Here is a 24,978-nt window from a genome sequence, read left to right as displayed (position 1 = left end):
ATACTCCGGGTCCGGGAACCCCGGACGAGGGAATTCCGGGTTCGGAGGCTCCGGGCACCGGTGCTCCGGGTGCGTCGGTTTCCAGCACCGCGGCTCCGGGCAGCGGGGTTCCGGGCGCGTCGGCCTTCAATACCGCGGCTCCGGGTGCGGGCAGTCCGGGTGAGGGAACTTCGGGCCGGGCGGCTCCGGGCAGGGGCGTTTCGGGTGCGGCGCCTTCCGGAACCGGGGCTCCGGGCGTGGGCAGTCCGGGCGCCAGGTCTTCCGGCCCACGGGTCCGCGCCGCCGGAGCGACCGGCACTCGGGGCTGGTCGGCTCGGGCGCCGGCGGCCGTGCCGCGCAGGGCCTCCGCCCGCAGCAGGGTGGCTCTCCGGAGGGCCGCGACAGCCGGGTCCGCCGGATCGCCGGCCTCGCCATGCGCCGCCGCCAGGACGTCGGTGACCGTCGCCAGACCGCCCAGCTCGGCGCGCAGGGAGCGGCCCATGGACGTCACCGCGCCCCGCGCGCGTGAGCGGGCCCGGCAGTGGAAGGCCAGTTCGCAGGCGGACAGGCACTCGGGGGCGTAGGTCGCGGGGACCGCCTCGACGGCCGTGATCAGTTCCTCCGCCGGGAGAGCGGGGGAGAAGCAGCTGCCCTCGGGGAGGGCGGCCGCGATGTCCTCGACGCGGGTGAGCCGGGCGAGCTGGCGGCGGGTGACCGCGCGCTGCTTGCGGACGTCGACGGCCGAGGCGGTCGGGAGGTTGGAGAAGTCCTTCGGGCAGACCAGCAGGACACGGTGGCGGACCTCGGGGGCGGGATCGAGGCGGGCGGCGACCTCCTCCAGGGCCAGGACGTACACCGCGGACTGCCGGGCGGCGGCGCCCACCTTGGCCGGATCGGCCGAACCGTCCAGCATCGGGAAGGACTTGATCTCGACGACCGTCCAGCCGCCGTCGGGGTGCACGACCACGGCGTCCGGCTCCAGGAAGGCGGCCGAGCCCGCGACGTCGAGGGCGAGCATGGGGTGGTCGAGCAGGGTCCAGACGCCGGCCTCGGTGGCCTCGCGCAGCGCCAGCGCCGTACGCGCGGCGCGTCCCTCGGGGCCGATCGCGCTCAGGTCGGGCACGGCACCGGCGCCGGGCGGCTCGGCGCCGGGGTCCAGCTTCTCGTGCACCAGCCGCAGCAGCTCGGCACCGCCGTCGGCCTTGACCCGAGCCTCGAACGCGTTGCCCCGCATGAAGGCGAACTGCGACATCCCGAACGCGGAGGGCGCGCCGAGCGCGCTCGCCAGCTTCGCCTTGTCGACGCCCGCTCCGTCCAGCAGGGCGCGGCGGTCGCACCCGGGGTTGGCCGCGAGCGCCGCGAGGGCGCGCGCGTCGAGCGCCTTCGGCGCCACGTCCGGACCGCGCAGCTCAGCGAGCTGCTGTCGCAGCGCTGTCCCCCGCGTCCGTGGGAGAGGCACCCTGCTCGGCTCCCGGCCCGGTTCGGGACTCGCGCTGTCGGGGAATTCGTTCACCCGTGGAAGTCTGGCACCCCGCACTGACAATCGTGGAACCCTCGCCCCGCGAGGCACCCGGGACCCAGGGGACGCGGCCCTTGAGAAGGGTCCGCAGACGGTTCGCAGCCCGGATCACGAACGGGGTCAGCAGCAGGCCGGCCCCCATCACCGCGGCGCCCGCGACGGCGTCCAGGAAGTAGTGGTTGGCCGTGCCCATCACGACGATCGTGGTGAACAGCGGATAGACGACGGCGGCGACCTTGGCGGCCGGTGTACGGCCGTGGCGCCACAGCATCACTCCGCACCACAACGCCCAGCCCACGTGCAGGCTCGGCATCGCCGCGTACTGGTTGGTCATCCCGCCCATACCGCGCGGCGCACTCGCCTCGCCGCCCCACCAGCCGTAGGAGCTGTACTGGGCCATCGTGTCGACGAAGCCGTGACCGGGCGACAGCAGCCGGGGCGGGCAGGTCGGCAGCAGGGTGAAGCCGATCAGGCCTATGAAGGTGGAGGTCATCAGCCAGGTGCGGGCCGCGCGGTAGCGCACGGTCCGGGAGCGGAAGAGCCAGATCAGGATCGCGGGCGTCACCAGGTAGTGCAGCGACGCGTACCAGAAGTCGGCGGGCACGCCGAGCCAGGCCTCACGCGTGAACAGCCGGTTCAGCGGATGTTCGGCGTTGAGGTGGAGCGACTTCTCGATCCGCAGGATCGACAGGCCGTGGCCGACGGCGCCGTCGGTGTCGCCCCGGGCGAGCAGCCGGCCCGCCGTGTACGACGCGTAGACGAGCAGGATCAGCGGAACCTCGGTCCACCAGCGGAGCCGTGCCCGCTCCGCCGCGGACGTGTGCGGCTCGGTCCACCGGCGCGACCGGGCGCGCGGTGCCGCTTCGGTACGCGGTGCATCGGTCTGCGGCATCCGATCGCCCTCCCCCATCTGCTCGTGCCCATCTGCTCGTGATGACCCGACGGTCCGCTGTCCGTTGACGACGGTCCGTGGCCACCCCGGGATTTTACGGTGTGCGCGAATGCCCCGAAGGGGCGCCCCGGATCTCAAAGACGCGGAGATCGCCCCCCGGGTTGCCCGGAGTAGTGGTGAGCGATGATGGAATGACCCCCTCCTCAAGTCGTCATCGAGTGAGCCATCTCTCACTCGTGCCGCCCCGTTCCGGAAAGGCTCTTCTCCATGGCACCGCGCATCCTGCTGGCCCGGCACGGACAGACCGAATGGTCGCTGTCCGGAAAGCACACCGGCAGGACCGACATCCCACTCCTGGAAGAGGGGCGGCGCGGAGCCAAGCTGCTCGGCGAGCGGCTCCACCGGGCGCCCTTCGAGGGGCTCCCCGGTGTCGAGGTGCGCACCAGCCCGCTCGCGCGCGCGCACGAGACGTGCGACCTGGCCGGTTTCGGGGAGCGCGCGAGCACCTGGGACGCGCTCTTGGAGTGGGACTACGGCGCCTACGAGGGCATGACCCCGGCGGAGATCCAGGGCATCCGGCCCGGCTGGTTCATCTGGCGCGACGGCGTCCCCGAGGGGGAGACCCTGGAGCAGGTCACCGCGCGCGCGGACGAGGTCGTGTCATGGGCCCGCTCCGAGGACCGGGATCTGCTGATCTTCGCCCACGGCCACATCCTGCGTTCCATAGGCGCCCGCTGGCTGGGCCTTCCGCTGGACTTCGCGGCCCGCATCCGCCTCAACCCGACCTCGTTGTCGGTGCTCGGCTGGGCCTACGGGGAGCCCGCCGTCGAGGTGTGGAACGACTGCGGACACCTGAGCGCCTGACCGGCGGCACCTGAGCGGCCGACCGGGCCCGCGGTGACCCTCACGCCGTGCGCGGCAGGCTCGCGTGGCGGTCGAGGAACGCGGAGACGCCCGAGGCCCTGCGGTGCGGGAGCAGCACGCGGGCCGTTCCCGCCAGCATGGTCTGGATGCGGGAGGACTGCACCTCGTTCAGCAGGTCCAGGACGCGCAGACCGGCGAGGGCGGCCTCGTCGGGGCGACCGCCGCGGGCCAGGTCGTCGGCGAGTTCGGCGGTGTAGAGCGCGATGTTGCGGGTGAAGTGCGGGTCCTGGAGGTGGGCGGCGCGGCGTGCGTGGCGGGCCGCCCGGGGCCAGTCGCCCAGCGTCGACCAGCACTGCGCTTCGAGACCCTCCAGTTCGGCCTCTCCGTAGAAGGTCATCCACTCGGGGTCGGTCTCCGAAGGGCCCCGCTCGTAGAGGGCCTGTGCGCGCGCCATCGCCTGCTCGCATCCCCTGCGGTCGGCGAGCCCGGCCCAGCCGCCCGCCTCGCGCAGCGCGAGCAGGGAGAGCAGGCGGGGGGAGCCCAGGGGGCGTGCGGCGCGCTGGGCCGCCTGGGCCGCGCGCACGGCCTCGCGGGGGCGTCCGGCGTCGCGCGCGAGGAACGCCGTGTTGCAGAAGGCGTGTGCCTCAAGACCCGGGTCGCCCGCCATCCGGGCGGTCGCGATGGCCTCCGCGTAGTGCGAGCGCGCGTCGTCGAAGCGCCCGGAGTCGTGTGCCAGCCACCCCACCGAGATGGCCAGTTCGCCCGCGCCGGAGTACAGCCGGTCGGCGGTGGCCTGCCGGGTGGTGCCCGCGTCCAGCAGGGCGTACGCCGTGCGCAGGGGTGCCGCGGCGCGTCGGTAGAGGCCGTCGGCCCCGTGCCGGTCGTCGAGCAGCCGGATCTTGCGGACGGCCTCTTCGAGGGCGCCCGCCTCGGACGTACCCGCCCGGTGGACGTGTCGTCCGGCCGCTGCGGCGCTGCCGCCGAAGGCGCCCGCGAAGGGTCCCAGCGAGGCCGCCGCCATGGTGGCGGTGCCTCCGGTCATGAATGCGCGACGCTGCACGTCGCTCTCCTCGTGGTTCTGATCGTGTTTCTCGTACGGGTCGTACGGGTCGCACGAGTGGTGCGGGTCGTACGGATCATGGGGGCCGTACGGATCATGGGGGTCGTGCGGGTCGTGCGGGTCGTGCGGGTGGTGCGCAGTGTGCGGGGCCCGGGGGTGGTGTGGCCCCGGCGTCTCATACGTCTCGCGCGCCCCGTCCGTCTCATATGGGGCGTGCGAAGGGGTCGTGGGGTGCGCGAGGGGTGCTTCGTCCATGTCGCGCGCCCCACGTCCGCGTACCCATGAGCGGGGAGTGAAACCGAGGTCGGTCAGCGTGCGGCCGGGGAACATGTGCAGGAACACCCGCTCGTACGCGTAGTTGGGGCAGCGGATCTCGCCCGCCTCGACGCGCCCGATGTAGCGCGCGTCGCAGCTGACCCGCTCGCCGATCTCGCGCGCGGCCCTCCGCACCGCCGCGGCGAACTCGCCCGGGGAGCGCTGGCCGCGCAACCGCCGGAAGGCGAGATTCGGCCGGGGTGGCCGGGGGGACGGGGACGAGGTCACCGTTGACGACGCCATGGCCGGGCCCTCTCTTGCGAACCGTCGAACCATGCCGGAATTCGGGCCGAGTTGACCGGGTTGTGCCCAGTAGGTGCCCTGCTTCCGGCGGGGCAAGAACGTACCTGCTGTGACAACGCCGCCACGCTGGGTTTGGCTACAAACCGGATATCTCATCCACGATCTGCCATGAACTGCCATCCTTTGTGGCGGAGTTTCGCCGTAGCCGTTGACGTTCTGGCGCGTTGAACCGGGTGGACCGGGAGCCGCCCGAACTCCCGACCCACTCGTCATGAGGAGGGGTTCCGTTGGAGGCCGGGATGCAGATCACGCAGAGCACCGATTTCCGTACGCCGCCGTCGACCGCGCAGCACAGGCCGTCCCAGGAGTGCGGTGTTCCGCTGCGGCCGGCCACCGAGTGCGACCTGGTGACCGTCCCGGCACGCCAGGGGCTGGAGGCGGTCGACATCCTGCGCCGGGTCGCGGCCGACTTCGTGGGGTCCGTCCTGCACGACGGCGGCTGCGACACCCTCGGCTTCCTGGTGCCGCCCGGCACCGCCGCAGCCTGGGACGTGCCCGGCAGCACCTGTACGCAGACCGACGGCCGGGGTCTGCGGCCGGTGCCCGAGCCCCCGGTCGAGGGCTCGGACTGGCTGCTCCCGCCCGGCGATGCGGATCTCGCGACCGATCCGGCGGTGCTGCGGGCCGCGCTGGGCGAGGCCGCGCGGCTGATCGAGGCGGCGGACGGCTGCCGCTGACCCGGCCGGGCCGCGACCGGTGACCGCCGTTTCCCGAGGCGGGTGCGCGGCGGGGGAGCGGACCGGGACCGGCATCCGTGAGCCCTGCTGACGCCGGTCCGGGTACTCCGCGGGCCGCACTGGTGAGGCCTGCCGACCCTCGTCCGTGCACGACGGTGACGGCATCCGTGAGCGGTTCCCGGTGCCCGGCCGGGCACCCCGATGACCGGCCGCTGAGCCGACCCGTCGCCGCGCCCCGATAATGGCGGGATGGCAAGGGCGAGGAATCAGCGGGCGGACGAGGGCCGCGACACCGGGCGGGGCGGGCGGCGCGGGCAGACGGCGGCCGAGGCGGTCGTGGAGGCCGTCGACGGCGGGCTCGCCGAGCTGCTGCCCGACCGCGACCGGGCGCGCGCCTGGACCCTGCTCATCGACGGCGCCCCGCAGTCCCACGTCGACCTCGACGACCCCGCCTATCTGAGCTTCGAGTACCAGCGCCGCCTCGGCCATGTCATCGACCTCGTCGCCCCGCCCGGCAAGCCCGTGCAGGTCGTGCACCTCGGCGGGGGCGCCCTCAGCCTGGCCCGATACACCGCCGCGACCCGCCCCCGGTCCACCCAGCAGGTCGTCGAACGTGACGCGGCCCTCGTCCAACTGATACGCCGAGAGCTCCCGTTGGATCCGAACGCCCGGATCAGGGTGCGTTCCACGGACGCCCGGGAAGGCCTCGCCAAGGTGCCCGACGGCTGGGCGGACCTGGTCATCGCGGACGTGTTCAGCGGCGCGCGCACCCCGGCACACCTGACGTCCGTCGAATTCGTCTCGGAGGTCCGCCGGACGGTGAAGGACTCCGGGGTCTACGCCGCGAACCTCGCCGACGGGCCCCCGCTCGCCCACCTCCGCGGCCAGATCGCCACCGTGGCCTCCGTCTTCCCCGAACTCGCCCTGGTCGCCGACCCGACGGTGCTGCGCGGCAAACGCTTCGGGAACGCCGTCCTCGTCGCCTCGGGACGGCCGCTGCCGGTCACCGAACTGACCCGCCGCGCCGCCTCCGACCCGCATCCCGCCCGGGTCGAACACGGCAGGGAGCTCATGGACTTCACGGGTGGCGCTTCCCCGGTCACGGACGCGGTGGCGGTCGCCTCACCCGCGCCGCCGCCGTCCGTGTTCCGCTGACCCGGCCTCGCCGCACCCCGGTCCGCGGCTCCGGCACGCACACCCGCTCGTCCGCTCCGGCCGCGTGTGTACGCCCGCTCGCCGCGTCCGCCCGGTCAGTACGTCCCGATGTCCACATGCGGCGGCCCGTCGTGCCAGTCGCAGAACACCGACACCCGGTCGGCGCCCGAGGTGAACTCCACGCGGATATAGGTGTCCGTCTTCCACACCTGCATGGACCAGCCGGTGTTCGGTGTCGCGGACACCAGCGTCCCGTACGTGGCGGCGATGTCGAAGACGACCCGGCCGCCGTCGGAGTCGTAGCTCTTGACCTGCCCGGAGGGCGTCGGCGCGGAGGACGGGGCCGGGGAGGACGGCGTCGGACTGCTGCTCGCGGGCGCGGACTTCGAAGGTGCCGTGCTCGGCTTCGCGCTCGGGGAGGGCCTGTTCGGCGCGCTCCGGGACGGCTCGGGGCGCTGTGTGGAGGACGCCAACGGCCGCGTCTCCTGCGCCGTCGCACCGGCAACCGTGATGGGCAGGGCCCGCGGCGGGTCGTACGCCGTCCCCGTCATGACGGTGTGGACACCCCACCACGACAGCGTGACCGCCGCGCCCGTGGCGAGCAACCACGCGAGTACGTGTACGAGTCCTCTGCGCATCGCGGCCATACTGCACCACGAGCACCACGGGTGTCTCACGGCCCTGGCAAGATCCGGAATGTCCGCGGAGATCGGGCCGGGATTGTCCACAGGTGCCCAATCAGGGTTGTCCACAGGCACCGGACGGCCTCGCCCGGATGGCGTACGGTGCCGCCCATGGCAAGTGTGCTCGTTGTCGAGGACGATCAGTTCGTACGCTCGGCCCTCATCCGGCATCTGACCGAGGCCGCGCACATCGTGCGCAGCGTCGGCACCGCCCTGGAGGCGCTGCGCGAGGTCGCCCATTTCTCCTTCGACGTCGTGATTCTCGATCTCGGACTGCCCGATTTGGACGGGTCCGAGGCGCTGAAGATGCTGCGCGGAATCACCGACGTCCCGGTGATCATCGCCACCGCGCGGGACGACGAGACGGAGATCGTCCGACTGCTGAACGCCGGCGCGGACGACTATCTGACAAAGCCGTTCTCGGTCGAGCACCTTTCGGCGCGGATGGCGGCGGTGCTGCGCCGTTCGCGCACCACCGTGGGCGACGCGCCCGTGTCGACGGTCATCCGCGTCGGTGGGCTCGCCATCGACCCGCTGCGCCGCCAGGCGGAACTGGACGGCGTACGACTCGACCTCACCCGGCGCGAGTTCGACCTGCTCGCCTTCCTGGCCGGGCGCCCCGGCGTCGTCGTGCCGCGCAAGGAACTGCTCGCCGAGGTGTGGCAGCAGGCCTACGGCGACGACCAGACCATCGACGTCCATCTGTCTTGGCTGCGAAGGAAGTTGGGCGAGACGGCGGCGCGTCCGCGCTATCTGCACACCCTGCGGGGCGTCGGCGTGAAGCTGGAGCCGCCGAGAGTGGAGCGGCCGCTATGAGGTGGGCACTGGTCAAGGTGTGCGTGGCGGTGACGACGATGGTCGTGGTCGCCTTCGCGGTCCCGCTCGGCCTGGTGATCAAGGAGATGGCGCGCGACCGGGCGTTCTCGAACGCCGAGCGGCAGGCCGCCGCCATCGCGCCCGCGCTCTCCATCACCACCGAACGGGACGAGCTGGAGCGCGTCGTGGCCTCGGCCGGTTCGGACGCGGGGATAGGCGTGCACATCCCCGCCGCCGACGGCAAACCGGCGGTCGAGATCGGCAAGCAGCGCGCCGACGGCAGGGACATCGCCATGACCCGGCGGCTGGGCCGGGCCTCCACCGCGGAAGTGCCCGGCGGCTCCACGCTGCTCCAGCCCATCGCGCTCAGCTCCGGCGAGATCGCGGTCATCGAGGTGTACGTCCCCGAGGCCGAGGTCAGCAACGGTGTCGGTACGGCCTGGGCGGTCCTCGCCGCGGTCGGCGTCGCCCTCGTCATCGGCTCCGTCGCGGTCGCCGACCGGCTGGGCGTGCGGATGGTGCAGCCCGCGCAGCGCCTCGCCGAGAGCGCGCACGAGCTGGGCGAGGGGAAGCTGGGCTCCCGCGTGCCCGAGGAAGGGCCGACCGAACTGCGGCTGGCCGCCATCGCCTTCAACTCCATGGCCGACCAGGTCGTCCAACTGCTCGCCAACGAACGGGAGCTCGCCGCCGACCTTTCGCACCGGCTGCGTACACCGCTGACCGTGCTCCGCCTCAACACCGCCTCGCTCGGCGACGGTCCGGCCGCCGAGCAGACCCGGACCGCCGTCGCGCAGCTGGAGCGCGAGGTCGACACGATCATCCGGACAGCCCGGGAGGCCAAACCGCAGACCGCGGCGATCGGCGTCGGTGCCGGGTGCGACGCGTCCGAAGTCGTCCGGGAGCGCATGGACTTCTGGTCGGCGCTCGCCGAGGACGAGGGCCGCAAGGTGCGGGTGGCCGGCGTGGACCGGCCGGTCCGCATACCCGTGGCCCGCGCCGACCTCGCGGCCGCGCTCGACGCTCTCCTCGGCAATGTCTTCCGCCACACCCCCGAGGGCACGGCCTTCGCGGTCGACGTGCACAACGCCGAGGACGCTGTGATCGTGCTGGTGTCGGACGCGGGCGCGGGGATAGCGGATCCGGTCGCGGCGATGGCGCGCGGACGGGGTTCGGGCAACGACGGGTCGACGGGTCTCGGCCTCGACATCGTGCGGCGGCTCGCGGAGTCGACGGGCGGGGACGTGCGGGTCGGTTCCTCCGTGCTGGGTGGAACCGAGGTGCGCATCTGGATCCAGCTGGACGGAAGAGCACCGGTCCGGAGCGGGCACCGGGGCAGCGTACGGCGCCGCAGGCGTGGCGCGGGCGTGCGCTGAGCAACGGCTGTGCGACGCGCCAAACCGCCCACATTGGTCTCGACCTTTAACGGCTCCCGATGCCTTCCTTAAGCGCACCCTAAGATCCTCAACCTGCGCCCGGATCAAGCGGTTTGACCGATTCCGGATCGCTAGCGTGATGCCCGCACCCCCTGGGACGTCCCCAGCGAACCCCCCGTGAATCCGCGAAGGCAGGCACACGCGATGAGCAGTACGCACCGGCGCAAAGTCAGTGGCAGGAACAAGGCGATAGGCGGGATCGTCGCGGCGGCCGTGGCCGGCGGTGGCGCCCTCCTGTTCACCGGCATCGCGAACGCGTCGAGCGTCGGCGCCGCGTACACCAGGACCAGCGAGTGGTCCACGGGGTACACCGCGCAGTACGTCGTCTCCAACGACACGGGCCAGGCGAAGCCGGACTGGACGCTGGAGTTCGACCTGCCCTCGGGCTCCAAGCTCAGCTCGCTGTGGGACGCGACGTCGACGGTGAGCGGGCAGCACGTCACCGTGAAGCCGCCGTCCTGGGACAAGGACGGTCTGGCGGCCGGCGAGTCCGTCACCGTCGGCTTCGTCGTGAACGGCACCGCGAACCCCACCGGCTGTGTCATCGACGGCACCAAGTGCTCGGTGGACGACGGCGCGACGCCCGAGCCGAGCGGCCGTCCGACGCAGACCGCGACCCCGACGCCCACGCCCACCCCGACCGCGACGCAGAGCGCGACCCCGAAGCCGACGGCGACCGCCACTGCCACCGCCACCCCGTCCCCCACGCAGACCTCGGGCGGCGGCACCACGACCTCGGCGGGTTTCGCGCCCTACGTCGACACCTCCCTCTTCCCGGCCTTCGACCTGGTCAAGGCGGCCGACGCCACCGGCGTGAAGAACTACAACCTCGCCTTCATCACCGACGGCGGCGGCTGCACGCCGAAGTGGGGCGGCGTGAGCGACCTCGCCAGTGACGCGGTGGCGGCGCAGATCGGCGCGCTGCGCGCCAAGGGCGGCGACGTCCGGGTCTCCTTCGGCGGAGCCTCCGGTTCGGAGCTGGCCACCACCTGCTCCTCGGCCGACACGCTGGCGGCGGCGTACGGCAAGGCCGTGGACGCCTACAAGCTCACGAAGGTCGACTTCGACGTCGAGGGCGGCGCGCTTCCCAACACGACCGCGAACTCCAACCGCGCGAAGGCCATCGCCAAGCTCCAGCAGCAGCACCCGGGCCTGGACGTCTCCCTCACCCTGCCGGTCATGCCGCAGGGCCTCACCCAGGACGGCGTGAACCTGCTCTCCGACGCCAAGTCCAACGGCGTGAAGATCAGCGCCGTGAACATCATGGCGATGGACTACGGCCCCGCGTTCAGCGGCGACATGGGCGACCTCGCCCAGCAGGCCGCCACGGCCACGCAGGCGCAGATCAAGAGCGTCCTCGGCCTCTCCGACAGTGCCGCGTGGAAGACGGTCGCCATCACCCCGATGATCGGCGTCAACGACGTGTCCTCGGAGATCTTCAAGGTCGACGACGCCTCGCAGTTGGTGGCCTTCGCGCAGTCCAAGGGCATCGGCTGGCTCTCGATGTGGTCCGCCGCCCGTGACAAGCAGTGCGCCGGCGGTGCCAAGAACACCGCGGACGCGGTCTGCAGCTCCATCGTCCAGAGCGACGGCGCCTTCTCGAAGGCGTTCGCGGCTCTCAAGTAGCCGTATCGCCAAGTAGCCATTGTGAAACGGGGGTTGCGCGCCCCGGCCGGACTTCTCCACCCCCCACCCGGCCGGGGCGTCGTAGTCGGTTCGCGCAAAGGACCTGGGCCGCGTCCGGTGATCTTCCGGACGCGGCCCAGGCCCTTTCTCTTCCTCACTGTCTCCGGGGCGGCGCCCATGAGTCGTCCTTGAGCGCGCGGAGCAGACCGGCCAGCGCGTGGGGTGTGGAGGTGGCGACGTCGTAGGGCTGGTCGCTCTCACGGAGGTGGATGTGACCGGACACCGCCGCCGCCAGTTCCACGCAGTTGCCTTCGCCGCCCGTGCTGAACGATGACTTCTGCCAGACGAGTCGGGGCATGGGGGGTTCCTTTCACAGGGCGTACATGACGTGCTGGATCAGGCTCAGTGAGTCACGTGACGCGTGCGACTCCGGTGCCGACTCGGGGTCGACCGGCGCCAGCGCCAGCTCCGACAGCCGCTCGAACATTTTTGTGTACTCATCGAGATGGTTCGCATCCCGGAGAAAGAGGGAGTTCGTCGGGTGCTCCAGGTAGACCGTCTCCAGTTCGGGCGCGGCGCTTGCGTAGAGGACGAACGACTGGGTGTGGGCCGCGTAGATCCCCGCCTCGAACGGGTACACCTGGACGGCCACGTTGGGCAGCCTCGACATCTCCATGAGGCGCAGCAGTTGCCGCCGCATGACCGCCGCGCCCCCCACTCGGGTGTGCAGCGCGGCTTCGTGAACGACGGCCCGGTACGTCACGGGTGACGCGCCGGTGAGTACGCGTTGGCGGGCCAGGCGGAACTCCGCGTAGCGGTGGGCGCGTCGGCGGTCTCTCTCGGTGGCTTCCAGCACCGCGCGGGCGTATTCCTCGGTCTGGAGCATTCCGGGGATCACGAGCGGCTCGTGCGTCCGCAGCACCGTCGACCGGGATTCCAGTTCCGCCAGGTCCCGGGCCCCCGGTCCGATGGTGTCGTTGAACTCGTCCCACCAGCCCTTGCCGCTCTCCTGGGCCATCGCCATCAGCGCGTCGAAGTAGGGCCCGGCCGGGCAGCCGTACTCCTGGAGAACCTTGTGCAGGCGGTTGCGCGAGACATCGATGCGTCCGGTCTCGATGTTGCTGATGCGGGCACGGTCGGCGTCGAGGATGGCCGCCGCGCGCTCACCGGAGAGCCCGGCGCGGACGCGCAGTTTGCGCAACTCCGCACCGAGCCTGCGCTGGCGCTCGCTCGGGTTGCTTCTGGGTGCCATGGCCGACCTCCTCGCGGAGCAGTCTGCCGATCTCGGCGCCCGCGAGTCGGCGACCCGTCGGCACGTCACCCGCGTGGGTGACATAAGGGGGAGACGCTTGCGCCGGAGGAAAACATTTCCCTACCGTCGAGGCGATCCACCTCGCCTCCGCGCCCCGAGGAAGTACCCCCGATCTCAACGGAGTTGAGGACCCGGGACCTGGTCACCGCGGCCGCGCGCAACCCGAAGGAGCCCCCTCCGATGGAGGATCACCGACGCCCCACCGACGTCTCCCTCGTCTTTCCGCCCCACCCCGTCTGGGTGCGCACCGCACGGGAGACCGTCCGCACCCTCCTCGCCGCGTCCCACCGGCCCGAACTCACCGACATCGCGGTGCTCCTGACCTCCGAGGCGGTCACCAACGCCGTCAACGCCTGCACCGGCCGCGGCTGTTCGGCTCCGGTCACGCTGCGCGCCGGCTGGGCCGGCCCCCGTCGCCTCCGTGTCCTCGTCCACGACGAGGCTCCGGGCCTTCCCGACTGCCGCACCCCTGGCCCCGATGAAGAGGGAGGCCGGGGGATCCAGCTCATCTCCAAGGGGGCCGACGCCTGGGGCGTGTGCGGGCACGGGCCGGGGCGGGGCAAGGCGACCTGGTTCGAGCTGGGGCGGTCAGACCTGCGCGGGTGACCGTCCCGGGGAGGCGGCGTCCGTGTCCTCGGGAGACGAGACCTCGCTGAGGCCGAACCGGCCGTGCACCGCGCGCAGGGGTTTCGGCGCCCACCAGGCGGCGCGGCCCAGCAGCCGCATGGCGGCCGGGACGAGCACTCCCCGTACGGCCACCGCGTCGATCAGGATCGCCAGACCGCTGCCGAGGCCGAACATCTGGATGAAGCTGACGTGCGCCGTGCCGAAGGCGAAGAAGCTGACCGCGAGCAGCCCGGCCGCCATGGTCACGATCCGGCCGGTGTGCGAGAGCCCGCTGGTGACCGCGGTCTCGGTGTCGGCGCCCGCGTCGTGGAGCTCCTTGATACGGCTGGTCACGAACACCTCGTAGTCCATGGACAGACCGAAGGCGATGCAGAACATCAGCACGGTCATCGAGGTGTCCATCGGCTGCGGCGTGAAGCCGAACAGGGAGGACAGATGACCGTCCTGGAAGATCCACACCATGACGCCGATGGCCGCGGTGAGGCTGACGGCGTTCAGGACCAGGGCCCGCAGGGGCTGGACCACGCTGCCGGTGAAGAGGAACAGGATCAGGAAGGTGCTGCCCGCCACCAGGCCGATGGCCGCCGGGAGCCGGTCCGCGATCGAGGACTTGGAGTCGACCAGCCGGGCGTCCGTGCCGCCGACCAGCGCCTCGGTCCCGCCGGGCGCGTCGACGGCCCGTACGGCCTTGACCAGGTCCTGGGCCTGGTCCGACTTGGGGATGAGGCCCGTGACGACGGTGACCCGCTGGGCGTCGGGGCGGCCGAGCGCGGCGGCGGCCGGTCCGGGCGGACCTGACCGGCCGGCGGTGTAGGTGCCGGCGGAGGTCTCGACGCGGGTCGCGCCGTCGAGCCGCGAGAGAGTGGTCGCGTACGTACTCAGCTCGCCGGGTGACACCGGCCCCGTCGTCACGATCTGCACCGCCGACTCGTCGCTGCCGGTGAAGTCGTGCTGCACCGCGGTGGCGACCTGCCGGCTCTGCGCGCTCTCGGGCAGGACCCGTTCGTCGGGTGTGCCGAAGACGACGCCGAGCAGCGGGGAGGCCGCGAGCAGCAGAACGGCCAGGACCGGGAGCGCGGTCAGGGCGGGCCTGCGCATCACCGTGCGGGACAGCCTGGCCCAGAGCGGGGCCTCGGCGCTGCGCACGGTCTTCGCCCAGGGCAGCCGGCCCTTGTTGACGCGGTGGCCGAGCAGGGCGAGCAGGGCCGGCATGACCAGCAGCGCGCTCAGGGCGGCGATGATCACCACGCCGATGCCCGCGTAGGCGAAGGAGCGCAGGAAGAACTGCGGGAAGACCAGCAGCGCGGCGAGCGCGGCGGCGACGGTCGCGGCGGAGAAGGCGATGGTGCGTCCGGCGGTGCGGACCGTGTGCCGCAGGGCGTCCGGGACGTCGGCCCCCTCCGCGAGGTGTTCGCGGAACCGGCTGATCATGAGCAGTGCGTAGTCGATGCCGAGGCCCAGGCCCAGCGCGGTGGTGAGGTTGATCGAGAACACCGACACGCTGGTGAGGCTGCCCAGTACGTAGAGCTCGGCGAAGGTGCCGACGATCGCGATCAGCCCGATGGCCAGCGGCAGCAGCGCCGCGACGACACTGCCGAAGGCGATCACCAGCAGGACGAGGATCAGCGGTACGGCGATGGCTTCGGCCACCGCCAGGTCCTTGGCGACCTGGGTGGGCACCTCGTCGCCGACCGCGGCCTCGCCGCCGGCCCGCACGGTCAGCCCGTTCCGGTCGCCGGTGTAGCGGCCGATGACCGCCGAGGCGTTGTCGCCCCGCTCGGTGTCGTCGCCCTTGACGTGGGCCAGTACGAGCGCCTGTTCGCCGTCCCGGGAGGTCAGCGCGGAGGCACCGGTGTCCCAGTACGAGATCACGTTCGACAGGGCGGGCTCGGCCTTGAGCCGGGAGGTCAGGTCGCGCCCGGCGCGGTCGGCGGCCGGGGAGCCGATGGCCCCGCCGTCGTCGGACCGGGCGAGCAGGACGAGGTTGCTCTCGCCGCCGAACTTCTGGTCGATGAGGGTCTGAGCGCGGGCCGAGGGGGCGCTCGGATCCTCGAAGCCGCCGCTCTGGAGCTTGCCGAACGCCCCGAGCCCGACGGCCGCCATGGCGACCACGGCCACCGCGGCGAGGATGAGCAGAAGTCGGCTCCGATGGAGGGCCAGCTGTGCGATGCGGTCGAACACGGGGATCGCCTCCGAATGTTTACGCCGTTAACATCGACGATGGCATAGGATGTTAACGGCGTCAACTTCGAAGGGGTGGCACAGGGAGACAGGGTCGGACGGGGGTGCGGGTGGAACCACCGGTTCGGGCAGGATGGGGTCATGGAATCGATCACGGGCGGCAGAGCGGGCACCGGCGGTGACGCGAGGGCCGAGGGTGACCCCGGCTCCGGCGCGGGAGCCGGCGCCGGCTTCCGCGCGGGTGGGACGGGCGCCCCGGGCGCGGATGCCGGCTCGGGGGTGGAGCTCGGCTCTGGCGTGGGTGCCGGTGGTGGCGGTGTGGGCGCAGGCTTCCGCGCGGGTGGAGACGACGCCTCCGGTGCGGATGCGGATGCCGGTTCCGGACTGGATGCCGGTTCCGGCGGCGACAGTGGCTCCGGTGCCGACGACGGCTCGGACGACGGCTCCGGAGCGGACGGCCGGGGGAGAGCGGGTGCCCGTACACGGACCGGTGGCGGCAGATCGCGGTACCACCACGGCGATCTCCGCAACGCCCTGATCGAGGCCGCGGTCGAACTCGCGAAGGAGGGCGGCCCCGAGCGGGTCGTGCTGCGGGAGGCCGCCCGCAGTGTCGGCGTGTCGCCCACCGCCGCCTACCGCCACTTCGAGGGCCAGGGGGAACTGCTGGAAGAGGTGAAGAGCTACGGCCAGCAGGCGCTCGCCGCCTCGATGAAAGCGGCCGTACGCGCCCTGCCCGCGTCCGACGACCCTGGCGAGGCGGCGGTGCGCAGGACCAAGGCCGTCGGGCGCGGCTACGTCCGCTTCGCGATCGAGCACCCCGGCCTCTACCGCGCCGCCTTCTGCCGCACCGCGGCGGCGGCGGAGCACGACTTCACCGGACTCGAAGTGCCGGACACCGGGGCCGAGTTCGCCGCGTTCAGGGAACTCTGCGACACCCTCGACGTGCTGGTCGCGACGGGCCGGATGCGGCCGGAGAACCGTCCCGGCGCCGAGGCGGCCGCCTGGGCGACCGTGCACGGCCTGTCCCTGCTCATCCTCGACGGCCCACTGGCCCTCCTGCCCCCGGGCGAGCGCGACGCGGTGGTGGAGCGGACCCTGACCACGATCGTCGCGGGACTCGTCCGCTAGAACCTGTCCCCGGGAGTGACCGACAGCCGGGCGCCGCCATCGGCCGGGTGCGATGCGTGCTCGTAAGGACAGCGAGGCCGGGTGGTGCGACAGGCGATGCGGCAGGTCTGTGACTCAGCTCACCAGGAAAAGGTGACAGGACGTTGTCGCGGACGGCTGCGACTGTCGACAGCATGACGATCACAGACGAGGACTGCCTCGCCGAGACCCTGAAGTTCAACGAGTGCTTCGCCGCCGCCGCTGCGAGCCGCCCGGCGCGCGAAGGGGTGCCGGACGCAACCCTGCTGGCCGCCCTGCGGCGCAACCGGCTCGCCGGCGACACGCCACCGGTGAGACTGCCGCAGGGCCAGGACCGCGTCGTTGCGGGCGGGGTGAAAGTCCGCGTGTTCGTACCCGACCACGTCGACGGCGTGTACCTGCACATACACGGAGGCGGCTGGGCGTTCGGCTCCGCGGACGGGCAGGACGAGAGGCTGTGGCGGCTCGCCGAGCAGGCACGGCTGGCCGTGGTCGGCGTGGAGTACCGCCTCGCGCCGGAACACCCGTTCCCGGCCGGGCCCGACGACTGTGAAGCGGCCGCCCGATGGCTGGTGGACCACGCCGCAGCCGAGTTCGGCACTCGACGGCTCCTGATCGGTGGTGAGTCGGCCGGTGCCCACCTGAGTGTCGTGACGCTGCTGCGCCTTCGCGACCGGCACGGCATCACCGGCGCGTTCCGGGCGGCCCACCTGCTTTTCGGCCCCTACGACCTGTCGATGACGCCGAGCCAGCGATTGTTCGGATCGAAGCGGCTGCTGAGCAACACCGAAACACTGCGCGGCAGTTATGAGCTGTTCACACCGGAAATGGGGACGGAACAGCGCCGCGATCCCGAAGTCTCACCGTTGTTCGCCGATCTGGCAGGCTTGCCGCCCGCCCGAATCGTCGTCGGCACCGAGGATCCGCTCCTCGACGACTCGCTGTTCCTGGCCCAACGCTGGCAGGCGGCAGGTGCGCCTGTGCAGCTCGGTGTCGTCGCCGGCGCGATGCACGGCTTCACCCTGTTCCCACTGACCATCACCGAGCGGGAACTGCGGCGCGAGCGGGACTTCCTGTCCACCGCCGGAAGGTAGCGTCGGCCACGTGAACCGCACTACTCGGCTCTACGCGCTGGTGGAAGAGTTGCGCGCGGCTGCGCCGCGGCCGCTGACGGTCGCCGCGCTCGCCGCGCGATTCGAGGTGAACACCCGCACGGTGCAGCGTGACCTCCAGGCGCTGATGGAGGCCGGTGTCCCGGTGCGCGCCACACCCGGGCGGGGCGGTGGCTGGTCGATCGACCCGGAGATGACCCTGCCCCCGATCCGTTTCACCGCCGCCGAAGCCTCGGCACTGGCCGTCGCGCTCGCCGCGGCGGACGCCTCCGCCCCGTACGCCGGTGCGGCCCGCACTGCGGCCCAGAAGATCGCGGCTTCGATGACCGGTCCCGCCTCGATGGCGGCACAGCGACTCGCCGAACGGATCGTCACACTGCCCTCCCCGACCGACTCCACGGTCCGCGCCGCAGTGGAGCAGGCCCTCACCGCGAACTCGGTCCTGCGGCTGTCCTACATCGACGCGGCGGGACGCGAAAGCGACCGCGTGGTGGAGCCGGCCGGACTGCTGACCGCCGACGGCCGGTGGTACCTCATCGCCTGGTGTCGCACGCGACAGGCCGGCCGGGGCTTCCGGCTCGACCGCATCACAGCGGCGGCTCCAGCCGATGAGCGGGCGCAGCCCCATGATCTGACCCGGCTGCTGCTCGGCTCGGCCGCAGCCGGCGCGGTGCGGCCCACCGCGCTGGCCTCGCTCACGTACCCGCCCGGGAAACGGAAGGCACCGCCTCGGTGAACCTTCCCGTCACCGCACCAGGGGTGTCGTTCGGATCGCCCGGGGCCGTGAGAGGGACCGCGCGTGGGCGAGGTCCGTGCGGTGGGGGAACGCGGTCGAGCGCGGCGGGGCGCGGCACCCCCCTCGGGTGTCGCGCCCCGTCCCCCGTGTTCCCCCGGCCGGTGGCCTACTCGGCGGGCGTCACCGGCGCCAGTGTTCCGGTGCGGGCCGCCTGGCTGTACCAGTGGGCGCTCGACTTCGGGGTGCGGATCTGGGTCGCGTAGTCGACGTAGACCGCGCCGAAGCGCTTGCCGTAGCCGTAGGCCCACTCGAAGTTGTCCATGAGGGACCAGAGGTAGTAGCCGCGGACGTCCGCGCCGTCGGTGATCGCGCGGTGCACGGCGGACAGGTGGCCGTTGAGGTAGGCGATGCGCTCGGGGTCGTGGACGCGGCCGTCCGGGTCCGGCTTGTCGTCGTAGGCCGCGCCGTTCTCCGTCACGTACAGGGGCAGGCCCGGCGCCTCACGGGTGTACCGCATGATCAGGTCGTGCAGACCCGTCGGGTCGATCGTCCAGCCCATCTCCGTGCGCTCGCCCGGGGTCTGGTGGAACGCGACGTCGTCGGCGCCCGGCCAGGGGGAGTGCGAGCTGGCGCCGTGGCCGTCCGCGCGCGGACCGTCCGCGGGCGCGGCGGCGGCCGAAACCAGCGTCGGCGTGTAGTAGTTGAGGCCGAGGGCGTCCAACGGCTGGTGGATCGCCGCGAGATCGCCGTCCTGGACGTACGACCAGTCGGTGATCGACCGCGTCGCCGTGAACAGGGTCTGAGGGTAGGCGCCGTGCAGCATCGGGCCGTGGAAGACGCCGTTGGCCAGGTCGTCGATGCGCTGGGCCGCGTCCAGGTCCGCAGGGCCCTGCGAAACCGGCCTGACCACGGAGGAGTTGAGGCTCACCGCGACCGAGTTGCGGGACGGCATCACGGAACGGAGCGCCGAAGTGCCGAGCCCGTGCGCGAGGTTCAGATGGTGGGCCGCGCGCAGCGCGGCCGCCGGATCCGTCCGGCCGGGGGCGTGCACCCCGGAGCCGTACCCCAGGAAGGCGCTGCACCAGGGCTCGTTCAGCGTGATCCACTGCTCGACGCGGTCGCCCAGCGCCTCGCCGACGATCTGCGCGTACTCGGCGAAGCGCAGCGCCGTCTCGCGCTCGGGCCAGCCGCCCGCGTCCTCCAGCTCCTGCGGCAGGTCCCAGTGGTAGAGGGTGACGGCCGGCTTGATGCCGTGCGCCAGCAGCTCGTCGACCAGGCGCCGGTAGAAGTCGAGGCCGCGCTGGACCGCGGGGCCCCGGCCGGTCGGCTGCACCCGCGACCAGGAGACCGAGAAGCGGTACGCGCCCAGCCCGAGCCCGGCCATCAGGGCCACGTCGTCGCGGTAGCGGTGGTAGTGGTCGACAGCGATGTCACCGTGCTCGCCGCCGGCCGTCTTGCCGGGTGTATGGCTGAAGGTGTCCCAGATCGAGGGCGTGCGGCCGTCCTCCCGTACCGCCCCCTCGATCTGGTACGCGGAGGTCGCCGCGCCCCAGAGGAAGGCCGGAGGGAAAGTCACGGGCGTTACGGACTCAGGCATGGAAGCGCTCCCAAGGGGGTCGTGAAGACCGACGGGTTGGAGGAGGGGAGGAGAGGCGGGACAAGGGGGGCCGGGGCGGCGGTGACCCGGCCCCCTGGAGGGGAGGTCAGCCCTTGATCGCGCCCTGCATGATCCCGCCGACGATCTGCTTGCCGAACAGGAGGAAGGCGATGAGCAGCGGCAGGGTGCCGAGCAGCGCGCCCGCCATGATCACGGCCTGGTCGGGCACATAGCCGGTACCCAGCGCGTTGAGGGCGACCTGCACCGTCGGGTTCTGCTGGTTCAGGGCGATGATCGGCCACAGGAAGTCGTTCCAGGCCATCACGAACGTCAGCAGGCCGAGTACCGCCATCGCGGGGCGCGCCGCCGGGAAGACGACGTGCCACACCACCCGCAGACTGTTCGCGCCGTCCACCCGCGCCGCCTCGATCAGCTCCGAGGGCAGCGCCTGGACCAGGTACTGCCGCATGAAGAACGTGCCGAAGGCACTCACCAGGGTGGGCAGGATGACTGTCTGCAGCTGGTTCGACCAGCCCAGGTCGCTCATCCACAGATACAGCGGTACGACGGCCAGCTGCGGCGGGATCATCATCGTGCCGATGGTCAGCAGCAGAAGAAGACCGGAGAACTTGAACCGCAGTTTGGCGAAGGCGAATCCGGCGAGCGTGGAGAAGACGACCGTACCGACGGTGATGGTCCCGGCGACGATCGTGGAGTTGACCATCGCGGTGCCGAGCCCGGCCTGTTCCCACGCGGCCTGGAGGTTCTTGAACAGGTTCCCGCCGAACCACAGCGGCGGCGGTGTCTGCGCGAGCCGCACGTTGTTGCGTGAGGCCGCGATGGCCGTCCAGACCAGCGGAGCCAGGGAGACCAGCGCGAAGACGATCAGGACGACATAGGTGACCGGACCCGCGTGCAGCTGCTTGCCCGCGCCGAGCACCCGGCGGCGTCCGGGGCCCCGGCCGTCCGGGGTTCCCTTCGCCTCCGCCTGAGAGACAGTCAGTTCAGTGGTGGTCATTGGGATTTCCTCAGCCGTCGGGTGATCAGCAGGTTGATCGCGGCGACGATCAGCAGGATCAGGAACATCGTCCATGCGATCGCTGACGCCTTGCCGAGGTTGCCGATGCCCCAGCCCTGGTCGTACATGTACAGGCCGAGCGTCTGATACTGGTGCGCGGAACCGCCCTTCGAGCCGCTGACCCCGCCGAACAGGAGCGGCTCACCGAACAGCTGCGTCGCGCCGATCGTGGACACGACCACCGTGAACAGGATCGTCGGCCGCAGCATGGGGACCGTCACATGGCGGAACTGCTGCCAGCGGCCCGCGCCGTCGAGAGCCGCCGACTCGTACAGGTCGGTGGGGATCGCCTGCATCGCCGCGAGGTAGATCAGCGCGTTGTAGCCGGTCCACCGCCAGATCACGATCGAGGAGACGGCGAACTGACCGCCCCAGTCGGACTCGCGCCAGTTGATCGGGTGGACCCCGACGAAGTGCAGCAGCCAGTTGACCATGCCGCCGTCCCACGAGTACAGCAGCGTGAAGACCAGCGTCGCCGCCGCCACCGAGGTGGCGTACGGGGTGAGCATCACGACCCGCCACACGGTCGAGCCGCGCAGCCGGTAGTTGAGCAGGTGGGCGATGCCGAGCGCCATGAGCAACTGCGGCACCGTGGAGATCACGCCGATGGTGAAGGTGTTCCCCAGGGCGTTCCAGAAGAACTCCGAGGACAGCAGGTTCTTGTAGTTGTCCAGGCCGGCCCAGGTCTGGTGGTCCAGGCCGGACAACTGCACGTTGTGCAGCGAGTACCAGGCCGTGTAGAGCAGCGGCACCAGCCCGAAGGCCCCGAAGATGATGAAGAAGGGGGAGATGAACGCGTACGGCGACGCCTTCATGTCCCAGCGGTACAGCCGGCTGCGCCAGGAACCAGGGCCCGACGGCGGCGTACCGCGACCCTGAGCGCCCCGGGCCGCGCCCGGCTGTGAGCCGGGCGCGGCGTCGGCGCTCGTCGCGAGGTGCGCGAGAGCCTGCTTGGAGCTGGTCACTGGCCGAGCACGTCCTTGATCTCAGCCTTTGCCGCGTTCCAGCCCTGGTCGGGGGACTTGCCCTTCTGCTCGACCTGGAGGATGCCCACGTCGGAGATCGCGGTGTTGATCGGCTGGTCCTTGACGCCGAAGTACTGGACCGGGATGGTCTTCGCCGAGTCGCCGAAGATCTGCGTGATCGGCGCGTCGGAGAAGTACGCGGTGGTGTCGGCGGCCGGCTTCAGGTCCGCGTACGCCGCCGGGGTCGACGGGAAGCTGGCCTGCTTGGCGAAGACCTTCGCCTGCTGCTCGGGCGCGGTCAGCCACTTGGCCAGCGCGATGGCCTCCTTCTGGTGCTTGCCCGCCGTCGGGACACCGATGAACGAGCCGCCCCAGTTGGCCGCGGTCGGCGCCGCCGCCACGTCCCACTTGCCCTTGCCCGAGGCACCGGACTTCTCCTGGATGTAGCCCATCATCCAGGCGGGGCAGGCCACCGTCGCGAACGAACCCTTGGCGAAGCCCTGGTCCCACGTCGGGTCGAACTGCTTCAGCTTCGCCGACATGTTGCTGGTCGCCACCGTCATCGCGGCGTTCCAGGACTTCTTCACGCCCGAGGACTTGTCCCAGATGACGTTGCCGTCCTTGTCGTAGTACCGCTCGCTCTCGCCACCGAGCGCCGCGTTGTAGACCGAGGAGGCGGAGTCCACGAACTTGGTGCCGCTCGGCGCCTTCTTCATGTACTGCTTGCCGAGGTCGACGTACTTGGCCCAGTCGCCCTTCCACTGCGCGGCGAGCTTGGTGCGGTCCGTCTCCAGGCCGGCCTTCGCGAACAGGTCCTTGCGGTAGCAGATCGCCATCGGACCGATGTCGGTGCCGAGCCCGATCGTCTTGCCGTCCTTGGTGGTGGCCTGGGAGGTCTTCCACTCCAGCCACTGCGACTTGTCGACCTCCTTGCCGAGGTCGACGAACTTGTCGGCCTGGGTCTGGACGGCCTCGGCGATGTTGCCGATCTCGATCGCCTGGATGTCGTCGGTGCCGGCCCCGGCCTGCAGACGGGTGAGCGTCTTGGGCCAGTAGACGTCGGTACGGGTGGTGACGTTCTCCTTGATGGAGATCTCGGGGTGGAGCTTCGTGTACTCGTCGTAGAGGCCGGCCTGCTTGTAGCCGAAGACGCCGAAGGTGCCTATGGTCAGGGTCGTCTTGCCCTTGCCACTTCCACCGTTGTTCGTGTCCGACGAGCCGTTGTCCGGGTCGCTGGAACAGCCGGCCAGCAGTCCCGTAGCCAGCGCGGCGACGACCGCGATGGCCCCCAGCCTGCGGGACCGGCGGGTACTCGTGCGCATTGCGTCCTCCTGTTTCCTGACGTGCCGACCCCCCGGCCAACTGCATTGGTGGCGCCCGTTGTTTCTCGCTGCGGCTCGGGCGGGGAACGTGCGGGATGTGTATGTGTCAGGTACTGTGGGAGCGCTCCCACAGGTGATGTGTTGAAGGGTCGTCGGTTCGAGCGGGGGTGTCAAGGGTGGGAGAGCGGAGAGATGTGTTCAGTTATCGGCCTGTTAGCTGAAGATGTCATTCCGCCACATGGCCAGAAGAGTCTTATAGCCCGTGCGGCGCTCGAGGACGAGCGCCCCGTGCGACAAGGGCTCCCGGGGGTGGCGGCCCAGTGTCGCTCGGTTCCCCGGACGAGGCTGTTAGATTCCAGGCCAACTTGGTGTCGACGGGAGGCGGAGCCCATGGCAGTCCACGGAGCGCGGGGCCGCAGCGGTGGGCGGCCGACCCTCGAAGAGGTGGCAGCGCGCGCAGGAGTGGGCCGCGGCACGGTCTCCCGGGTGATCAACGGATCCCCGCGGGTCAGCGACGCGACCCGCGCCGCGGTCGAGGCGGCGGTCGCGGAGCTCGGATACGTTCCGAACACGGCGGCCCGCGCCCTCGCGGCCAACCGCACGGACGCGATCGCCCTGGTCGTACCCGAACCCGAGACCCGGTTCTTCGCGGAACCGTACTTCTCGGACATGCTGCGCGGTGTCGGTGCCGAACTCTCCGAGACCGAAATGCAGTTGCTGCTGATATTCGCGGGCAGCGACCGGGAGCGGCAGCGCCTGGCCCAGTACCTGGCGGCGCACCGGGTGGACGGTGTCCTGCTGGTCTCGGTGCACGCCGACGACCCGCTCCCCGACCTGCTCTCCCAGCTGGAGATCCCGGCGGTGATCAGCGGCCGGCGCTCGGCGGCGGAGACGCTTCCTTCGGTGGACTCCGACAACTACGGCGGCGGGCGCGCGGCCGTGGAGCACCTGATCGCCCGGGGGCGCAGCAGAATCGTCCACCTCGCCGGCCGTATGGACGTCTACGGCGCCCAGCGACGCGTCGACGGCTACCGCCAGGGCCTGCTCGACGGGGGTCACCCAGTGGTCGACGATCTGATCGTCCCCGGCGACTTCACCGAGGAAGGGGGCCGGCGCGCCATGTCCCTGCTGCTGGAGCGCTGCCCCGACCTCGACGCGGTCTTCGCCGGCTCCGACGTCATGGCGGCGGGCGCCCGGCAGGTGCTGCGCGAGAGCGGCCGCCGCATCCCGGACGACGTGGCGCTCATCGGCTACGACGACTCCGCCATCGCCCGGCACATGGATCCGCCCCTCACCAGCGTGCGCCAGCCCATCGAGGAGATGGGCCGCGCGATGATCGACCTCCTCCTCGGCGAGATCGCGGACCGCCGTCCTGCGGTCTCCCGGGGGCTGGAGAAGCGGCAGCTGGTGCTGCCGGCGGAGCTGGTGGTGCGGGCTTCCTCGTAGAGCCCGTCCGCCCGTCCGTCAGTCGGTTCGCGTCGGATCGGACCGCGGCGTCCGGTGCCGTGCGTCGCAAGGCGGACGGTCGCCCTCGTGCTGGGCGTACTCGGGTGTGCCCGACGACGCGGCGGGTGTGCCAG

The 24,978-nt window shown here is 71.5% G+C and carries 21 protein-coding genes and 1 pseudogene; 11 read left to right on the top strand and 11 right to left on the bottom strand.

Annotated features, from left to right (window positions below):
• Window positions 1-313: 313 nt before the first annotated feature.
• Both N4G66_RS09730 and N4G66_RS09725 read right to left on the bottom strand, forming a co-directional pair.
• Window positions 314-1,438 (bottom strand): annotated as a pseudogene (locus tag N4G66_RS09730) (hypothetical protein); the annotation flags it as partial.
• Complete coding sequence (locus N4G66_RS09725; RefSeq protein ID WP_261703604.1) at window positions 1,389-2,390, bottom strand: phosphatase PAP2 family protein; 1,002 nt, start codon at window positions 2,388-2,390, stop codon at window positions 1,389-1,391. The pseudogene N4G66_RS09730 and the gene N4G66_RS09725, both read right to left, overlap by 50 nt.
• A gap of 267 nt (window positions 2,391-2,657) precedes the next feature.
• On the opposite strand from N4G66_RS09725, the gene N4G66_RS09720 reads away from it, so the two are divergent.
• Window positions 2,658-3,254 carry a histidine phosphatase family protein gene (locus N4G66_RS09720; protein ID WP_261703603.1) on the top strand — a complete coding sequence of 199 codons (597 nt, stop codon included), beginning with the start codon at window positions 2,658-2,660 and terminating at the stop codon, window positions 3,252-3,254.
• Between the two features lie 40 nt (window positions 3,255-3,294).
• Here the strand turns inward: N4G66_RS09720 and N4G66_RS09715 are convergent, their stop codons facing one another.
• The gene (locus N4G66_RS09715; RefSeq protein WP_261703602.1) at window positions 3,295-4,872 is read right to left on the bottom strand and encodes a hypothetical protein; all 1,578 of its coding nucleotides are present in this window, start codon (window positions 4,870-4,872) and stop codon (window positions 3,295-3,297) included.
• A gap of 299 nt (window positions 4,873-5,171) precedes the next feature.
• On the opposite strand from N4G66_RS09715, the gene N4G66_RS09710 reads away from it, so the two are divergent.
• Window positions 5,172-5,609, top strand: a complete 438-nt coding sequence (locus N4G66_RS09710; RefSeq protein ID WP_261703601.1) for a hypothetical protein — start codon at window positions 5,172-5,174, stop codon at window positions 5,607-5,609.
• 249 nt (window positions 5,610-5,858) lie between these two features.
• Complete coding sequence (locus N4G66_RS09705; RefSeq protein ID WP_261703600.1) at window positions 5,859-6,764, top strand: spermidine synthase; 906 nt, start codon at window positions 5,859-5,861, stop codon at window positions 6,762-6,764.
• A 95-nt stretch (window positions 6,765-6,859) separates the two neighbouring features.
• On the opposite strand, the gene N4G66_RS09700 is transcribed toward N4G66_RS09705, so the two are convergent.
• The gene (locus N4G66_RS09700; protein ID WP_261703599.1) at window positions 6,860-7,402 is read right to left on the bottom strand and encodes a hypothetical protein; all 543 of its coding nucleotides are present in this window, start codon (window positions 7,400-7,402) and stop codon (window positions 6,860-6,862) included.
• Window positions 7,403-7,558: 156 nt separating this feature from the next.
• Between N4G66_RS09700 and N4G66_RS09695 the strand changes: the two genes are divergently transcribed.
• The 3 genes from N4G66_RS09695 (at window position 7,559) to N4G66_RS09685 (ending at window position 11,322) form a co-directional block, all read left to right on the top strand.
• Window positions 7,559-8,263 carry a response regulator transcription factor gene (locus tag N4G66_RS09695; RefSeq protein WP_261703598.1) on the top strand — a complete coding sequence of 235 codons (705 nt, stop codon included), beginning with the start codon at window positions 7,559-7,561 and terminating at the stop codon, window positions 8,261-8,263.
• Window positions 8,260-9,636: a sensor histidine kinase gene (locus tag N4G66_RS09690; RefSeq protein WP_261703597.1), complete on the top strand. Its 1,377-nt coding sequence runs from the start codon at window positions 8,260-8,262 to the stop codon at window positions 9,634-9,636. Before N4G66_RS09695 ends, N4G66_RS09690 begins: the two co-directional genes overlap by 4 nt.
• Before the next feature lie 204 nt (window positions 9,637-9,840).
• The gene (locus N4G66_RS09685) at window positions 9,841-11,322 is read left to right on the top strand and encodes a glycoside hydrolase family 18 protein (RefSeq protein WP_261703596.1); all 1,482 of its coding nucleotides are present in this window, start codon (window positions 9,841-9,843) and stop codon (window positions 11,320-11,322) included.
• A 154-nt stretch (window positions 11,323-11,476) separates the two neighbouring features.
• Here N4G66_RS09685 and N4G66_RS09680 read toward each other — a convergent pair whose 3' ends face one another.
• Both N4G66_RS09680 and N4G66_RS09675 read right to left on the bottom strand, forming a co-directional pair.
• Window positions 11,477-11,680, bottom strand: a complete 204-nt coding sequence (locus N4G66_RS09680) for a DUF397 domain-containing protein (protein ID WP_261703595.1) — start codon at window positions 11,678-11,680, stop codon at window positions 11,477-11,479.
• Between the two features lie 12 nt (window positions 11,681-11,692).
• The gene (locus N4G66_RS09675) at window positions 11,693-12,574 is read right to left on the bottom strand and encodes a helix-turn-helix domain-containing protein (RefSeq protein WP_261703594.1); all 882 of its coding nucleotides are present in this window, start codon (window positions 12,572-12,574) and stop codon (window positions 11,693-11,695) included.
• Between the two features lie 240 nt (window positions 12,575-12,814).
• Between N4G66_RS09675 and N4G66_RS09670 the strand changes: the two genes are divergently transcribed.
• Window positions 12,815-13,240, top strand: coding sequence for an ATP-binding protein (locus N4G66_RS09670; protein WP_261703593.1), 426 nt, complete (start codon window positions 12,815-12,817; stop codon window positions 13,238-13,240).
• On the opposite strand, the gene N4G66_RS09665 is transcribed toward N4G66_RS09670, so the two are convergent.
• Window positions 13,223-15,442 (bottom strand): MMPL family transporter, encoded by a 2,220-nt coding sequence (locus N4G66_RS09665; protein WP_261703592.1) that lies wholly within the window; start codon window positions 15,440-15,442, stop codon window positions 13,223-13,225. The genes N4G66_RS09670 and N4G66_RS09665 overlap by 18 nt on opposite strands.
• Before the next feature lie 141 nt (window positions 15,443-15,583).
• Here N4G66_RS09665 and N4G66_RS09660 point away from each other — a divergent pair, with 141 nt between their 5' ends.
• The 3 genes from N4G66_RS09660 to N4G66_RS09650 all read left to right on the top strand — a co-directional run bounded on the left by N4G66_RS09660 (window position 15,584) and on the right by N4G66_RS09650 (window position 18,436).
• Window positions 15,584-16,570, top strand: a complete 987-nt coding sequence (locus tag N4G66_RS09660) for a TetR/AcrR family transcriptional regulator (RefSeq protein ID WP_261703591.1) — start codon at window positions 15,584-15,586, stop codon at window positions 16,568-16,570.
• Between the two features lie 173 nt (window positions 16,571-16,743).
• Complete coding sequence (locus N4G66_RS09655; protein WP_261703590.1) at window positions 16,744-17,682, top strand: alpha/beta hydrolase; 939 nt, start codon at window positions 16,744-16,746, stop codon at window positions 17,680-17,682.
• Window positions 17,683-17,692: 10 nt separating this feature from the next.
• A complete protein-coding gene (locus N4G66_RS09650) occupies window positions 17,693-18,436 on the top strand; it encodes a helix-turn-helix transcriptional regulator (protein WP_261703589.1) in 744 nt (247 codons plus the stop codon).
• 166 nt (window positions 18,437-18,602) lie between these two features.
• Here N4G66_RS09650 and N4G66_RS09645 read toward each other — a convergent pair whose 3' ends face one another.
• From N4G66_RS09645 to N4G66_RS09630, 4 genes are all read right to left on the bottom strand, one after another.
• Complete coding sequence (locus tag N4G66_RS09645) at window positions 18,603-20,033, bottom strand: GH1 family beta-glucosidase (RefSeq protein WP_261703588.1); 1,431 nt, start codon at window positions 20,031-20,033, stop codon at window positions 18,603-18,605.
• A gap of 106 nt (window positions 20,034-20,139) precedes the next feature.
• On the bottom strand, window positions 20,140-21,051 hold the full coding sequence (locus N4G66_RS09640; protein ID WP_261703587.1) for a carbohydrate ABC transporter permease: 912 nt from the start codon (window positions 21,049-21,051) through the stop codon (window positions 20,140-20,142).
• Window positions 21,048-22,076: a carbohydrate ABC transporter permease gene (locus tag N4G66_RS09635; RefSeq protein WP_261703586.1), complete on the bottom strand. Its 1,029-nt coding sequence runs from the start codon at window positions 22,074-22,076 to the stop codon at window positions 21,048-21,050. The genes N4G66_RS09640 and N4G66_RS09635 overlap by 4 nt, the downstream gene beginning before the upstream one ends.
• Window positions 22,073-23,398 carry an ABC transporter substrate-binding protein gene (locus N4G66_RS09630; protein WP_261703585.1) on the bottom strand — a complete coding sequence of 442 codons (1,326 nt, stop codon included), beginning with the start codon at window positions 23,396-23,398 and terminating at the stop codon, window positions 22,073-22,075. The genes N4G66_RS09635 and N4G66_RS09630 overlap by 4 nt, the downstream gene beginning before the upstream one ends.
• A gap of 390 nt (window positions 23,399-23,788) precedes the next feature.
• Between N4G66_RS09630 and N4G66_RS09625 the strand changes: the two genes are divergently transcribed.
• A complete protein-coding gene (locus N4G66_RS09625; protein WP_261703584.1) occupies window positions 23,789-24,844 on the top strand; it encodes a LacI family DNA-binding transcriptional regulator in 1,056 nt (351 codons plus the stop codon).
• Window positions 24,845-24,978: the final 134 nt, after the last annotated feature.

The sequence above is a fragment of the Streptomyces rhizosphaerihabitans genome (assembly GCF_025399795.1).
Taxonomy (GTDB): Bacteria; Actinomycetota; Actinomycetes; order Streptomycetales; family Streptomycetaceae; genus Streptomyces; species Streptomyces rhizosphaerihabitans.
This window is presented reverse-complemented; position numbering and strand designations above follow the sequence as displayed.